Origin of the sequence: Rhodococcus sp. 15-649-2-2 (genome assembly GCF_002258645.1) — a bacterium.
Classification (GTDB): Bacteria; Actinomycetota; Actinomycetes; order Mycobacteriales; family Mycobacteriaceae; genus Rhodococcoides.
Genome location: NZ_NPFM01000034.1, coordinates 97759 through 112394, shown reverse-complemented (window position 1 = coordinate 112394; position 14636 = coordinate 97759). Strand labels below are relative to the sequence as shown.

General features: G+C 65.7%; 9 protein-coding genes. 5 read left to right on the top strand and 4 right to left on the bottom strand.

Annotated features, from left to right (window positions below; all coding sequences use genetic code 11):
* Nucleotides 1–3: 3 nt before the first annotated feature.
* Complete coding sequence (truA, locus tag CH305_RS26140; protein WP_094705482.1) at nt 4–900, top strand: tRNA pseudouridine(38-40) synthase TruA; 897 nt, start codon at nt 4–6, stop codon at nt 898–900.
* Between the two features lie 30 nt (nt 901–930).
* Nucleotides 931–1488 (top strand): NADPH-dependent FMN reductase, encoded by a 558-nt coding sequence (locus CH305_RS26135; protein ID WP_094705480.1) that lies wholly within the window; start codon nt 931–933, stop codon nt 1486–1488.
* Between the two features lie 7 nt (nt 1489–1495).
* Here the strand turns inward: CH305_RS26135 and eccE are convergent, their stop codons facing one another.
* Entirely contained in the window at nt 1496–3190 is a 1695-nt protein-coding gene (gene eccE, locus CH305_RS26130; protein ID WP_179278410.1) for a type VII secretion protein EccE, read from the bottom strand.
* Between the two features lie 132 nt (nt 3191–3322).
* On the opposite strand from eccE, the gene eccB reads away from it, so the two are divergent.
* Complete coding sequence (gene eccB, locus CH305_RS26125; RefSeq protein ID WP_094705476.1) at nt 3323–4777, top strand: type VII secretion protein EccB; 1455 nt, start codon at nt 3323–3325, stop codon at nt 4775–4777.
* 9 nt (nt 4778–4786) lie between these two features.
* On the opposite strand, the gene mycP is transcribed toward eccB, so the two are convergent.
* From mycP to CH305_RS26110, 3 genes are all read right to left on the bottom strand, one after another.
* Entirely contained in the window at nt 4787–6172 is a 1386-nt protein-coding gene (gene mycP, locus CH305_RS26120) for a type VII secretion-associated serine protease mycosin (protein ID WP_094705474.1), read from the bottom strand.
* Nucleotides 6172–7806, bottom strand: a complete 1635-nt coding sequence (eccD, locus tag CH305_RS26115) for a type VII secretion integral membrane protein EccD (protein ID WP_143545333.1) — start codon at nt 7804–7806, stop codon at nt 6172–6174. Before eccD ends, mycP begins: the two co-directional genes overlap by 1 nt.
* Before the next feature lie 124 nt (nt 7807–7930).
* Nucleotides 7931–8920, bottom strand: coding sequence for an LLM class flavin-dependent oxidoreductase (locus CH305_RS26110; protein ID WP_037147832.1), 990 nt, complete (start codon nt 8918–8920; stop codon nt 7931–7933).
* A 247-nt stretch (nt 8921–9167) separates the two neighbouring features.
* On the opposite strand from CH305_RS26110, the gene eccCa reads away from it, so the two are divergent.
* Both eccCa and CH305_RS26100 read left to right on the top strand, forming a co-directional pair.
* Nucleotides 9168–13166, top strand: coding sequence for a type VII secretion protein EccCa (eccCa, locus tag CH305_RS26105; protein ID WP_094705470.1), 3999 nt, complete (start codon nt 9168–9170; stop codon nt 13164–13166).
* Entirely contained in the window at nt 13163–14620 is a 1458-nt protein-coding gene (locus tag CH305_RS26100; protein WP_094705468.1) for a type VII secretion-associated protein, read from the top strand. The genes eccCa and CH305_RS26100 overlap by 4 nt, the downstream gene beginning before the upstream one ends.
* Nucleotides 14621–14636 lie beyond the last annotated feature (16 nt).

Sequence of the window (14636 nt, the reverse complement as noted above, 5' to 3'; positions counted from 1 at the left end):
CTTTTGAGCTCCGCGCACGATCGAAGCGGGCCCGCCATTCCCCCAGGGGAAGGCGGGCCCGCTTTGTCGGTACCCACCAGAATTCGGCTCGACATCTCCTACGACGGCACGAACTTTTCCGGATGGGCGCGTCAACCGGGTATCCGCACCGTCTGCGGCGTGCTCGAACAAGCCTTCTCCACCGTGCTCCGGCAACCGATCGAGCTGACCGTCGCCGGCCGAACCGACGCTGGAGTACACGCAACCGGTCAGGTGGCACACTTCGATGCCGTCGACGTTCCGGATGATCACGACCGACTGATCCGACGTATGGCCCGGTTTCTGCCCACCGACGTTCGGGTACGGGCAATCAGCACCGTCTCCCGCGATTTCGACGCCCGATTCTCGGCCTATCGCCGACATTACGAGTACCGATTCAGCACCGCGCTCTATGGAGTCGACCCGCTCGACGTCGCCGGCGTCGTGTCCTGGCCACGGCCCATCGATCTGGACGCAGTACGCGAGGCGTCGCGGGCATTGATCGGGCTGCACGATTTCGCAGCGTTCTGCAAGAGGCGAGACGGTGCCACCACGGTGCGAGAACTGCAGCGCTTCGACTGGGAACGCAACGGTGATCGGCTCACCGCGTACGTCAGCGCCGACGCGTTCTGCTGGTCGATGGTGCGTAGCCTCGTCGGTGCAATGCAGGCTGTGGGGGAAGGACGTCGCACTCCGGATTGGGCGCGGTCGCTGTTGACGCGGCGCGAACGGTCCAGTGAGGTCACAGTGGCTCCGGCACATGGACTCTCGTTGGTCCGCGTCGACTATCCGCCGTCCGACATGCTCGCTGCACGAAACGCGGCCACCCGAGAGGTGCGAACTGCGCTCTCGGCCGACGGATGCTGCGGGGGAGAGGGCTGACGAACCGCAGCCCGGGCTACTGTCGGAACGATGCAGCCGATACAACTAGCCATCGTCGTCGGTAGTGTCCGCGCCGGGCGCATCGGACCCACGGTCGCGGCCTGGGTCCGCAGCGTTGCCGCCGAGCGCGCGAGCATCGAGGTGGTCGACGTGGACCTGGCCGACTTCGAACTGCCCGGCAACTTGGTCCCGAACGACGACACCGAGCGTTTCACCGCAACGATCGGGGCATGCGATGCGTTTGTGTTCGTCACGCCCGAGTACAACCACGGCGTTCCCGGATCGTTGAAGACGGCGCTCGACACCGTGAAGTACGAGTGGCGCGCCAAGCCGGTCGGATTCGTGTCCTACGGAGGCCTCGGCGGCGGAATCAGAGCTACCGAACAACTACGACAGATCACTGCGGAACTGCACATGGTGTCCGTTCGAGACGCCGTATCGGTGCACCGTGTACGCAAGCGGTTCGACGACGAGGGTGGTATCGACGATGCCGCTGCCGTCGATGCCCTGGGTCGACTGCTCGATCAAGTCGAATGGTGGGCCGGTGCGGTGGCCGGCGGACGGGGGCGAATCGACTATCCCGGCTGAGAATTGGTCAAGCACGCACGGCTGAGCGCAGACTTCGTGGCCGACCGATGAACGCCGTCTCCTGAGGGATCGTCACCAGTGTCAGTTCGACGTCTAGCGGTCCCGAGAGCACCCTGATCTGGTCGCCCGAGGCGTGCGGTTGAACTATCGACACGTCCCACTCCGGCCGTGGCAGTCCGCGCACATGTTCGGTGCCGTCGTTGCGCGGTACATGCTCGGTCAACGACATCACGGTCACACCCGAAAGTCGTTGCTGGTCGGTCGGTTCTGATCCGTCCGCGAAGTCGTTCAGGATCACGTCGTACGACGTCCGAGATCGGATAGTGTGGCCGTCGACAGACAGGCGGTCGGGGGCGCCTATCGCGTCGAGGAGCGATCGCCATGCGTGTGGGCGGTCGCTCCGAACGAGAACTCTGGCTCCCGTAGCGATGGCGCGGAACAGCAGTTGCTGAGCAAGGTAGAGTTCCCCGGCGATCCGCACTCGGGCCAGGCCCGGCCCGAACAATCGCACCGCGACACCGTGTCCGGCGGTGTCGGAACCCAGGAGCTGGCCGCAACCGCTCACCGGAAGGGCCAGGTCGTCCAGGCTCGACACCTCGAGAGTTCTATTGGGGGACAAGGACTTCAGCCCGGGTACTGCCAGCGGTAGCTGTGCGAAGATACCGTCTCGTTGACTTCCGCTCATCGAGGTCAATCCGCGGACCGAACGTTTCGCGACTCGGGCACGGGCGGCGAATCTGCACGATCCACGGATGCGAAGCTTTCCGATGTCGCGGGTCGGCTGCAGGTGGAAGGTCATCGTCGTCCCCAGGGACGGCGTCGACCACAGAGTGGCAATGTCTTCGGCAGTGATTGCGCTGCAGTCCATTCCGAAGCCGACGCTGGACACACCCGGCAAGGGTGCCGTCGACCACGTCTGTGTCAGATCGTCGGTACTCACTCCCCTACAGAGGTGCAACACAGCCGATCGAAGTTCTGCGCTTGTGAGCAGGCGCGAGGACAGGCCATCGGCCTGAAGAGCACGCAGGACGCGCGTGGTCGCCACGACGGCGGTGCGCGCTGCCCCGGCCCGGCTTCCGCCTCTGACCTCGATAGCCCGAGCATTGGACCGCACGTCGAGAGTGACTGCTACCCATACCGTCCGCATCGCCACAGCGGGTAGCGGACCGATGAGTCCCTCGTACACCTCGGTGGAAGCAGAACCGGGTGAGCTGCGAAATCCGAGTGCAGCGATGTCGATCGACGAGACGGCGATGTCGTGTTGCCGAAGACACGACGCCAGCGTCTCGATGGGGAGGGTGTACCGCGTGTCCGCGCTCGCCCTGCCGAGAACCGTCGTCGTGTGCGCGGGCGGGAGAATCTCGATGATGCAGCTGACCGTGTTGCGCTGCCAGTGGACACCGACAGCCTGGCCCGTCGTGTCGTGATGGTCGGTGGTCACACCCACCTCGGGAAAACGGTTCGCGAGGAACCGCCAGAGGACCCGGAACCAGTCGACGATCGGTCTGCGGCGAATGGTCACGAACGGAACGAGTGCCACCGCCGCAGCGGCGACCAGTGCCCACAATGGCCGCACCTGCCCTGCGAGCAACGCAAGACTTGTTGCCACTGCAGCGATCTCGGCCGTGATCACGCGTCGGAGCGTAAGCGCGGCGAAAGGCATCGCGGTTCGCCCGAGCCCGATCGAACCCGTACGTGCCATCCGAACCCTCCCCCCGAAGGTTGCCGTACCCATCGATCGCCGCCGAAGCGGTCGCCGAGGTGTGCGGACGAACTGTACTGTGTCGCGTGACTCGAATGGGGATCGGGTCCGATCGAATCCTGGGGAGGAACTGTGGCGTCGACGCCCACAACGAAGTGGCAGGTTGGCGGCTACCGCTTTCTCGTTCGCCGAATGGAACACGCGCTGATCAGGCGTGATGCCCGAATGTTGCACGATCCGATGAAGTCGCAGTCCCGTGCACTGCTGGTGGGCGTCGTGATCGCGTGTATCGGTTTGGCGGGATGCGCTGCGCTTGCACTGTTTCGGCCGCAGGACAAGATCGGCGATGCGTCGATCGTGGTCGGTAAGGATTCGGCCGCCATGTTCGTGAAAGTGGACGACGTGTTCCACCCGGTGCTCAATCTCGCGTCGGCCAGACTGGTGGTCGGCAAGCCCGACGACCCGTTGACGGTCAAGGAATCCGAACTCGCCTCGAGGCCTCGCGGAGCGCTGGTGGGGATTCCTGGCGCTCCCTCGGCACTGCCGCACGACCCCGATGGTCGCGCCGAAGCATGGACTGTGTGCGACACACTCGATCCGATCGCAGGGGTCACCTCGACCACGGTCGTCGCGGGTGATCTCCGGTACGACGACAGCGCAGCGCCACTTGCCGATACCGAGGCATTCCTGTGGACTTCGAACGGAACGGCGTACCTCGTGCACGACGGAACGAAGTCGCCGGTCGATCTGGCCGACCGGGCAGTGATCCGTGCACTCGGGCTCGAGGATGCCACACCGTCACCGGTGAGTGCCGGTCTACTCAATTCGGTGCCGCAGTCGCCCGCTGTCGCGGCACCGTTCATTCCCCGCGCGGGAGAGGCTCCGCAGTTTCCGTTCGACGGTCGACCAATCGGTTCGGTCGTCAAGGTGGCCGGTCGCGACGTCCAGTACTACGTCGTACTCGAGGACGGTATTCAAGCGATCAGCGAAACGGCTGCACTGCTCATCAAGTTCACCGACTCGCAAGGCAGTCCCGACATCGCAGCGGTCAACCCCGACGTTCTCCGAGATGCGCCGAAAACCTCGGTGGGGCTTTCGGTCTCGACGTTTCCGGCGACGACCCCCGTGATCGTCGACGCCGGTGAGCGACCTGTCAACTGTCTCACCTGGGAACCGCTCGAGGTGGCCGACGGCGGGCCGACGGCTCGGCTCGTGGAGTCCGCCGGTCGCGGGTTACCGCTCGAGTCCGGCGCACAACCGGTCACGCTGGCTCAGGCCGATGGTGGAGGTGACGCCGTGGATCAGGTCTATCTGGCACCCGGCAGTGGCGGGTTCGTCCGCGGCACGGGAATCTCGACGTCGAGTACCCGTCAGGACAGCGTCTTCTTCGTGGCAGACACCGGGGTTCGCTACGGCGTCGAGGGCAGTGAAGCCGCGTCGGCGCTGGGGTTCGGGCCACCCGCACCGGCGCCGTGGGCGATCCTGCACTTGCTCGGCAGCGGTCCCACTCTCGGGCGCGGTCAGGCTCTGACGATGCACGACGGGGTTGCTCCCGACCCACAGGCCGCCGCGCTACCGACGAAGTAGCGCAACTCGTTACGGCCGGCCCCGCCGACGCAAAGGTATCGACAGCGCGAGACCGAGCGCCAGAATCACCGCGACCAGTACCGAACCTGTCACCGCTGCATTTTGCGGACGATGATCCGGTGCAGGCTGTGGAAGCGGAGCGCGCATCGCGACGCTGTTCGCAAGCGCGGCACGAGGTGCAGGCACCACGAGGTCGGTGACAGCGGCGAGTGGATCGACGACGCCGTGACCGACGAACGGATTCCACCCCTCGGCCGGTGCGTGCGCCGTTCTCTCGATTCGGTCCACCACTTCCAGCGCAGTCAGCTCGGGCCGGTGGGCGCGCACCAGCGCCGCGACAGCAGCCACCAGCGGTGCCGCGAAACTTGTTCCCGTCATGGGATTCACACCGTCGTTGCCCCGAGTGCCGTTCGCCAGTCCGCTGCCCGAAGGCGACAGTGAGGTCATGTTCGAGCCCGGCGCGGCGACGTCGACCCACGGACCCGCAAGACTGAACGAGGACGGCGTGCCATCCGACTCGACCGAACCGACGGTCAACACGTCGTCGAACCAGGCCGGGGTTGCAATGGTCGCGAAGCCGTCCCACGGATCTGCATCGGGCCGAAGCGGATCCGCGTGAGGATTCTGCGCCTGGCAGGACGTGCTGCCCAGATTTCCCGCTGCGGCAACGACGACGACATTTCTCTCACGGACGGCGTAGTGCACCGCGGCACCGAGGGGACCGTCCGGCACACCGCCTCCCGCGGGTACGCAGGCCACTTCCGAGATATTGATGACCGACGCCCCGGAGTCGACCGCGGTCCTGATGGCCATGGCCATCGTGCGCACGTTTCCGTACCCCGCGGCGTTCTCCGGCTCGGCGGCTCTGTCCTCCTCGGGTCGGTTGTCGAGAATCTGAAAAACATTGCTGGACTGGCGGATCGAGAGTATGCGTGCATCCGGGGCGCCGCCGGCGAATCCACTGCCCGGCGCGGTGTTCGCGGCGATCAAACCGGCGACCATGGTGCCGTGCGCATCGCAATCGAACAATCCGTCACCTGCACTGACGTAATCGCCGCCCGGGCCCAGACCCGATAAACGCGGATGAGCGGTGACACCGGTATCGATGACAGCGACCACCTGACCGGCTCCGCGAGTGATGGGCCAGACCGACGCGAAGTCCAGCGCTTTCTGCGCGGTCGGAGCCTCCTGCGGGTCGGGTGTCTCGGACGGAAGAGCGCACGCATTCTTCTGTTCCGTGGGCTCGAGAGGAGCCGGGGGACTCGGTGCAGGCAACTGGGCGGGATCGATCAGGGGACGTTCGGCACGAGCGGGAGAGACCCCGAGAACGGCATTCGACAACACGGCGAGAGCAGTGAGCACCGCAACGACGATTGTGTGCCGCCTGCGCGGCATCACAGCCCGCGGACGACGCTGTACAACCCGCACACCCACACGGCGACCGGGATGACCAGGGCAATGACGGCATACTCGAGGAGCTCGGCCGATCGTCGCATCACCGGCGAGTACGTGCGTGTCGGCACGAATGCGCCGAAGATCGATGCCGTCACGGCTCCGGCCACTGCCACGCCGAACAAAGCGAGGGAGTATTCGGGCAACGCGATCACGGCACCGACGAGGAGCGATAACAAAATCGTCGTCCCGCCTGCGACAAGCGGAACAGCATGTACCACAACGGCATAGGTGCGACCTCGCAGTAGGAGAACGAGAGCGAACAGCGCCGCGAGCGCTACCGCAGGCCACTCGCCGCCGCCCCCTGTACCGTCGGCCGCCGCAGCGAGAACTCCTGCCACCACGGCGACCGTGAACGCCAGCAGCAGACCGGTCAGGTAACTCCGCGCTCGTGCTGCGGCTCCCTGCAGATCCTCGAACGACATCGCGTCCAGTTCGGCTTCCTCGACCGTATCCAGCGGTGCGCCTGCCGTGGGAACCGGCGGAAGCGGCAACTTGGCCTGCATCATCGACACGCGCGCGGAGAGAGCAATTCCCGTGAGACCCGCCAGAGCCGCAGCAGTTCCGATCGCCGGTTGCGACATCGTGGTGAACAGCGTGCACACAGCCGCGAGGAACGTGAGCAACGCCAGCACGATCGCGGCGGTGAACAACGCGAAGCCGGTTCCACCGATCCGCAGGGACAACAGGGCCGTCGCGCCGGCCATGGCCGAGCCCAACATCAGCTGCGCCGCACCGAATTGTCCTGGCACCAGCAGAGTTCCGCCGGTGAACATCAGCGTGACGGCACACCCGCCGAACAGCACCGCGACCGCGTCCTGCCGATACAGCCGCCCCAGAATCACCCCCGCGATCGCGAAGAGGATCGAGGCAGTCACCGCAGCGACTCCCCCCACGATATCGCCCACATTCTCGGCTCCGTCGCGAATCGGCCCACGCAACACCGTCGCGCACGCCAACAACACCAACGATGCGGTGACGACCGAGCCCACGGTTCGCGCAGTGCGTGCAGTCCAGTGTGGGACGTCGTCACTGCCTGCTCTCGCAACGGAATACATGAGGTCGTCGAAGAGTGGAACCGGTGCAGGCCGCTCGGCGACGCCCAAGACGAGCAACTCGCCGTCGCGAACCGACAGTTCGGCGAAGGTCGCCGTCGGCGACAGCGGAGGCAACCCGATTCGAGCAAGCGTCCACGCCACGGGCACGCCCTCGGACTCAGGATCGACGTCGTACCCCGCCACCCCGGGTCGTTCCGCAGGCTGCACTCCCGCCACCCCGGGTCGTTCCGCAGGCTGCACTCCCGCCACCCCGGGTCGTTCCGCAGGCTGCACTCCAGCCACCCCGGGTCGTTCCGCAGGCTGCACTCCAGCGATCATGTCGATGATCCCCGGAACGAGAAGCGAGACCGGAACGTCCACAGGCAGCGCCATATCCACCTGGGTGGACCTGGCCAACACCGTCACCCGGCAGACGTCCTGCGCGAACACGGAATGCGTTCCCGATGGCCGACGGTGTGCTTCTGGTGCGGTGGTCGACGGCCCTGGGCCGACCGATGGACGGCTGTCGGCGCGTGTCATGAAGATCCCCCCGGATGCGTACTGTTCGCGTGCAGATGCCCGCCCCACTGGGCATCTGCGTGCACACCTTACGACATCACGACGACTCGCAATCGTCCTTCACACCGCTCGCGGACACTCGCGCTCAGGCTGCGACGAGGTCGCTCACCTGTGCAAGCAACTCGAAGGAGCGAAGCCACGATGCTCGATCTGACACGCCGGAGGCGACGATCAGCTCGTCGGCACCCGTGCGCTCGGCGAATCGATCGAGGTAGTCCTTGACCATGTCCGGGGTACCGACGGCCGAATACTTGGTCATCTTCGCGATCTGTTGTCCTGCCGGCGCTTCGAGAACCATGTCGGCTTCTTCGTCGGTGAAGGTCCGGCCTCGGCCGAGCAGCAGGCTGACGCGGCTGCGCTTGGTGCGGAGGAATTGAGCCTGCGCGTCGGCGAGTGAGTCCGCCGCGATCACGTTGACACCCACGATCAGGTGCGGCTCGGCCAGCTGTGCCGACGGCCGGAAGTCACGGCGATAGATCGCGACGGCCTGTTCGAGCGCATCGGGTGCGAAGTGCGAGGCGAAGGCGTAGGGCAGTCCGAGTGCTGCGGCGAGTTGAGCACCGAAGAGCGACGAGCCCAGGATGTAGAGCGGCACTTCGGTACCGGCACCCGGCGTTGCGTTCACCCCGGGGATCAACGACTCCGTCGACAGGTACCCCTGCAATTCCTGGACGTCCTGGGGAAATCGATCTGCGGACTCGGGATCGCGGCGCATTGCGCGCATCGTCACCTGGTCACTCCCAGGGGCGCGACCCAGGCCGAGGTCGATCCGGCCCGGATGCAGGGTCGCCAACGTGCCGAACTGCTCGGCGATGGTCAGCGGCGCGTGATTCGGGAGCATGATTCCGCCGGACCCGAGCCGGATCCGCTCGGTATGGGCAGCGACGTGGCCGATGAGCACCGACGTAGCGGACGACGCGATCGACTTCATGTTGTGGTGCTCGGCGTACCAGATGCGTCGATATCCCCAGTTCTCGGCGTGCTGAGCGAGCGTGACGCTGGCGTCGAAGCTGTCGCGGACTGATTCGCCCTCGCCCACATGTGCGAGATCGAGGATTGACAGGGGTACGGACACGGTGGGAGCCAGCCTTTCGTTCGTCGAGCGCACGGCAAGGGAGCCGCATTCATGTGTAACTGCGTCGGGCGGCGTTCTATTTCTCGCAGCCCCGCGCGGTACGACCCCGGCGGCGGCGGCGAGTAGGGCAGGCACTCGAAGTGTGCGTGGACCGCCCGGTCTGCGATGCGTTAGCCTGTCGTCCACGTGGCCTCGGGGGGAGGTCGCAGCGAGGCAGTTGTGGGGGCGCAGCCGTGGGGGCGGACCGATGAGTACCGTGCGCTTCGTTCGCGGCGCGCGCAGGGCAGTGCCCCGGTCGCCGGGCGGTGAGGTCGATCTGCAGCCACCACCCGAGATTCCGCGCGCAGTTCCCGGCAATCTGCTGATGAAATTGATGCCGTTGGTGATGGTCGCGGCCATGGTCGGGATGGTCGCGCTGATGTTCACCTCCGGTGCGGCGGCCAACCCGATGATGTTGATGTTCCCGGCCATGATGTTGATGTCCATGGTGGGAATGCTTGCTGGCGGCGGCAAGTCCGGGGGAGCACGTACGGCCGAGGCGAACGAGGACCGCAAGGACTACCTGCGCTACCTCGATCAGCTGCGCCGCGACGTCGCCGAGACGGAGCGTGCGCAGCGCAGGGCCCTCGAATGGAGCCACCCGTCACCCGAGACCCTGTGGTCGGTCGCCGGAACGGAACGAATGTGGGAGCGACGACAGTCGGACCCCGATTTCGCTCATGTGCGGGTCGGCCGCGGTGATCAAAGATTGGCCACCCGTCTGGTACCGCCGGAGACAGGACCGGTGGAGGAGCTCGAGCCAGTGTCTGCGGTGTCGCTGCGCCGTTTCGTGCGGGCGCATTCGGTGGTGTCCGCGCTGCCGACGGCGGTGTCGCTGAGGGGGTTCGCTGCGCTGTCGATAGCAGGCGATCGCGACTGTGCGCGAGCGATGGTGCGCTCGATGTTGGCCTCCCTGTGCAGCTTTCACGGCCCCGATCATGTTGCGGTCGCGATCGTCTGCGGTCCGGACACCGTGGAGCAATGGGAGTGGACCAAGTGGCTTCCACACACGCAGCACGACGCTGTGCGTGACGTCGCAGGGTCGGCTCGGATGATCTTCGGGAGCTTTCTCGAACTCGAAAGTGCACTGGGCGATGTGCTCGCCTCACGAAATCGGTTCGCACGCGGGGCAGTTCCGGTCGCCGGCGTAGTTCAGCTGGTGATCGTGGTGGACGGCGGACTTCTCGACAACAGGTCGACCGACCTCACCGACACGGGCCTCGATTCCGTCACGATCATCGACTTGTCCGGTCTCTGTCCCAGACTCGCTGCATCGCGCGGTCTCCAGTTGTTCGCCGAGAACGGATCGATCGGTGCCGTGAGCGGGACAGCGGTCGAGGTTTTCGCCGTCGCGGATTCGATGAGTACCACCCAGGCGCACGCCGTTGCCCGACGCCTGTCGCCGTTTCGCGCTTCGTCCGCGTCGTCGGTGGGCGATGCCACCGGCGACGACGGGGTGCGAGTCTCGGGATGGAACAGTCTGGTCGGGATCGCCGATGTCGGTGCCCTCGATACCGACAGGGCCTGGACGATGCGTCGCGGCCGCGACAGACTGCGGGTGCCGATAGGTGTGGCACCCGACGGGAGTCCGGTGGAGATCGATCTGAAGGAGTCGGCCGAGAACGGGATGGGACCGCACGGATTGTGCATCGGTGCAACGGGTTCCGGAAAATCGGAGTTCCTCCGCACGCTGGTGCTCGGATTGGTGGCAACGCACTCGCCCGAACAACTGAACTTGGTGCTCGTCGACTTCAAGGGCGGCGCGACGTTCGCAGGCCTCGAGTCCGCACCGCATGTCGCCGCGGTGATCACCAACCTCTCGGAGGATCTGGCGTTGGTGGATCGAATGCGCGACGCGTTGGCCGGCGAGATGAATCGTCGCCAAGAGTTGTTGCGCTCGGCCGGAAACTTCGCGAACGTCTCGGACTACGAGAAGGCGCGCGCCGCGGGGGCGAACCTGGCACCGATGCCCGCTCTGTTCGTGGTGGTCGACGAATTCTCGGAGCTGCTCAGTCAGCAGCCGGAATTCGCCGAGTTGTTCGTGGCGATCGGTAGGCTCGGACGTTCACTGCATATGCATTTGCTCCTGGCCAGTCAGCGCCTCGAAGAGGGAAAACTGCGCGGGCTGGACAGTCACCTGTCGTACCGAATCGGATTGAAGACGTTCTCCGCGAACGAGTCTCGCTCGGTGCTCGGCGTTCCCGACGCTTACCACCTTCCCGCGCAACCCGGTGCGGGCTACCTCAAGTGCGATTCTGCCGAAATCGTCAGGTTCGCTGCAGCGTACGTCTCCGGCCCCTACGAGCCGCCACGGTCGAGTATCGGTGCGCGAGCTGTGCTGGGAGCCGACGTCAGGCCGAGGCCCTTCACTGCCTACGCGGTACCACTCGATTCCATCGATGTCGGCCGTATCGAGGCCGCGCAGGCTCCCGTGGACGAACCGGAGCCGGCCGAGTCCGAGAACACCGGTGCAACGGTGCTCGATGTGGTCGTCGGACGAATACGCGGGCGTGGGGTGCCGGCTCACGAAGTGTGGTTGCCACCGCTGGATGCTGCCCCCACGTTGATACAGCTGCTGCCCGAGTCGGTCCTGACCGAGCGCATCGATCCACGTTCGGGTCTACGTGCTCCGATCGGGATCATCGATCGACCGTTCGATCAGCGCCGCGATCTGCTGACCGTCGATCTCTCCGGTGCAGCAGGTCACGTCGCTATCGTCGGAGCTCCGCAATCGGGGAAGTCGACGGCTCTTCGGTCGCTGATTCTGGCGCTGGCCATGACGCATTCACCCGCGCAGATCCAGTTCTACTGCTTGGATTTCGGCGGCGGAACGTTGGCCGGTCTGGCCGATCTTCCGCACGTGGGATCGGTTGCCAACAGGCTCGACGTCGATCGGGTTCGGCGGACCGTGGCCGAGGTTGCGGGTGTAGTGCGGCAGCGGGAAAAGACCTTCCGTGATCGCGGAATCGACTCGATGGCAGAGTTCCGGCGTCGACGTGCGACGCAGCCCGTCGATCCCGATGATCGGTTCGGGGACGTCTTTCTCGTCATCGACGGGTGGCCGTCCATCAGATCCGACTTCGAGAGCCTCGAACAGTCGATCGCTACCTTGGCCACCCAGGGCCTTGCATTCGGTCTGCATCTGATCCTCACGGCGTCGCGATGGGCCGAAGTTCGGCCTGCGACAAAAGATCTGATCGGTACCCGATTGGAATTGCGCCTCGGCGATCCGTCGGATTCGGACATGGGCCGTGCGAAGGCGGCGAGTGTTCCGGAAGGTCGGCCCGGCCGGGGTATGACCAGGGAAGGACTGCACATGTCGATTGCGCTTCCTCGAGTGGACCAGCGGAGTTCCGTCGACGATCTGTTCCGCGCTGTCGGTGAATCGGTCGCGGCGATCTCCGCGGCGTCCACGGGAACCCCTGCGCCGCCGGTTCGGATGCTTCCGGAGTTGCTCGAACGGTCCGCAATCCTCGCTCAACTAGGCGATGCGTGGCCTCGAACACGCGGCGGCACTCCCGAACTCGGAGTTCCCATCGGGATCGACGAGGCCGAGTTGGCGCCGGTGGTACTCGATTTCGCGGAGAATCCGCACTTCCTGGTGTTCGGCGACAGCGAGTGCGGCAAGACGTCTCTGCTGCGCGGGATCTGTCGATCGCTCACCCTGGCCAATTCATCCGATCGGGTCAAGATCATCGTCGCGGACTACCGCCGAACTCTGCTCGGCACAGTCGATTCCGACCATCTGGCGGGCTACGCCGCCTCGCAGGCGACTCTGACGAGCATGATCGTCGACCTCGCCGGTCGCATGAGCGACCGCATGCCGGGTTCCGATGTGACCCAACAACAGCTTCGCGACCGGTCCTGGTGGGATGGTCCCGAGGTGTTCGTCCTCGTCGACGACTACGACCTGGTGGCCACGTCGTCGGGAAACCCTCTGGCTCCGTTGGTGGAACATCTTCCGCACGCACGAGACATCGGGCTTCACGTCATCGTGGCGCGCCGCTCGGGCGGCGCAGGCCGGGCACTGTTCGACCCGGTCATCGGGCGGCTACGCGATCTGGTGACACCGGGTCTGGTGATGAGCGGAAGCCGCGACGAGGGGAACCTGCTCGGGACAGTACGGCCCAGTGCCATGCCGCCCGGACGCGGCGTCTTCGTCGATCGCTCCGGTCAGGCTCTCGTCCAGCTCGGGCATTCCAGTTGACCGACTGGTGGTGCTATGCGGCAGTGCATCTGGGGTATGCCGAGGTCTCGGTCGTCGCCACGAGCGGCCCGCTCGAGGGACCGCGAGAGTGCGTCGGCTCGGCATTCGCCACGGTCGAAGGTGGCCGGCTCGTGTTCGGTCGTGCCGACACAGCAGGGGAGATACCGCCCCTGCTGTGTATCGACGACCCGTACATCGCGGTGGGAACCTCGGTGTGGAACCGGGGCGAAGTCCTGCACGGGATCGTATGGTCGGCACTGCAGAACGCCGGGGTGCACGACCGACTCGATGTACTCGAGATCGCGTATCCGTCGATCTGGGGCGACGAGCGCACGGGTTTCCTTCGCGCCACGTTCGCGGCGTCGGCGAACGAGGTGGTGCTCGTGGAGACGGCCGCGGCCGCGATCGAGTCTTCGGGTGAACGTGCGCCGTCCGCCGCGGTCGTCGTCGAAGTGGGTGCTCTCGATACGACCGTGCTCGTCATCGACCCGTCGGGGGCGCACGGCGGTGACACCGGTGCCGTCGTCCCCTTCGGTGCAGGCGACGACGATGCCTGGCGGCAAGCGGTCGGTGACTACGTTCGTTCGTCGGTCTCGCACTGCCCGGACGAGGTATTCGTGGTGGCATCGGCGAACGCTGGAGCCGACCTCGTCGTCGATCGCAGCAACAGGTGGCTGACCGGACTCGATATCGCCAGGTCGCTGTATCGACGGGCCGGCGCGGATCTCGAACCGGCACCGTCCGTCCGTGCCGCGACGACTCGGTCGGCAGCGTGGCTCGACGACGTCATCGTGCCGTCCCCTCGACGAAATCCGGTGTCCTCTCGAATCGCAGTCGCGGTCGGAGTCGCGGTTGCCGTCGTATCGACATGTGCTGCGGTGTATTTCGTCTCCAGTTCGCCCGGGAGGGTCGAAACCTCAGCAGCACAGCCATTTTCGCCGATCGTGGCACCGAGCAGCAGTACGTCGGCGTCTGCCGTCGATACGGCACCGGCGACCACGTCGACCGATGTACCTCTGCCGGTTCGAACGGTGACGTTCGTATCGGGACGGGCCTCGATGCGTCTGCCGGCCACCTGGACCAGGCTGGACGACCCGGACCGCATGGTGTTGATTCCGCCGGTACCTCCGGACCGACGCATCGTCGTCACGGTGGCCGACCTGACGCCGGGTTCGACGCAGGAACAGGTGGCGGCCGAGCTCCGGTCGGCCGTCGATGCCCGTGGCCCGGACTCCACAATCGGGTCGCTCGAACCTGTCCGTGATTTCGGTAGTCGGGTCGGGATCGCCTACACGGAGACGCCCATCGACGATTCGACGGTGCTCTGGCGGGTGTTCGTCGAGGCCGATCTGCAGGTCAGTATCGGTTGCCAGTTCGAGGGCGACGACTCGGCCGTGATCGACGCCGAATGCGACCTGGCCACCCAGAGCCTGGAGATCGTCCCGGCGTCGTGAGAGCCGACCACAGTTT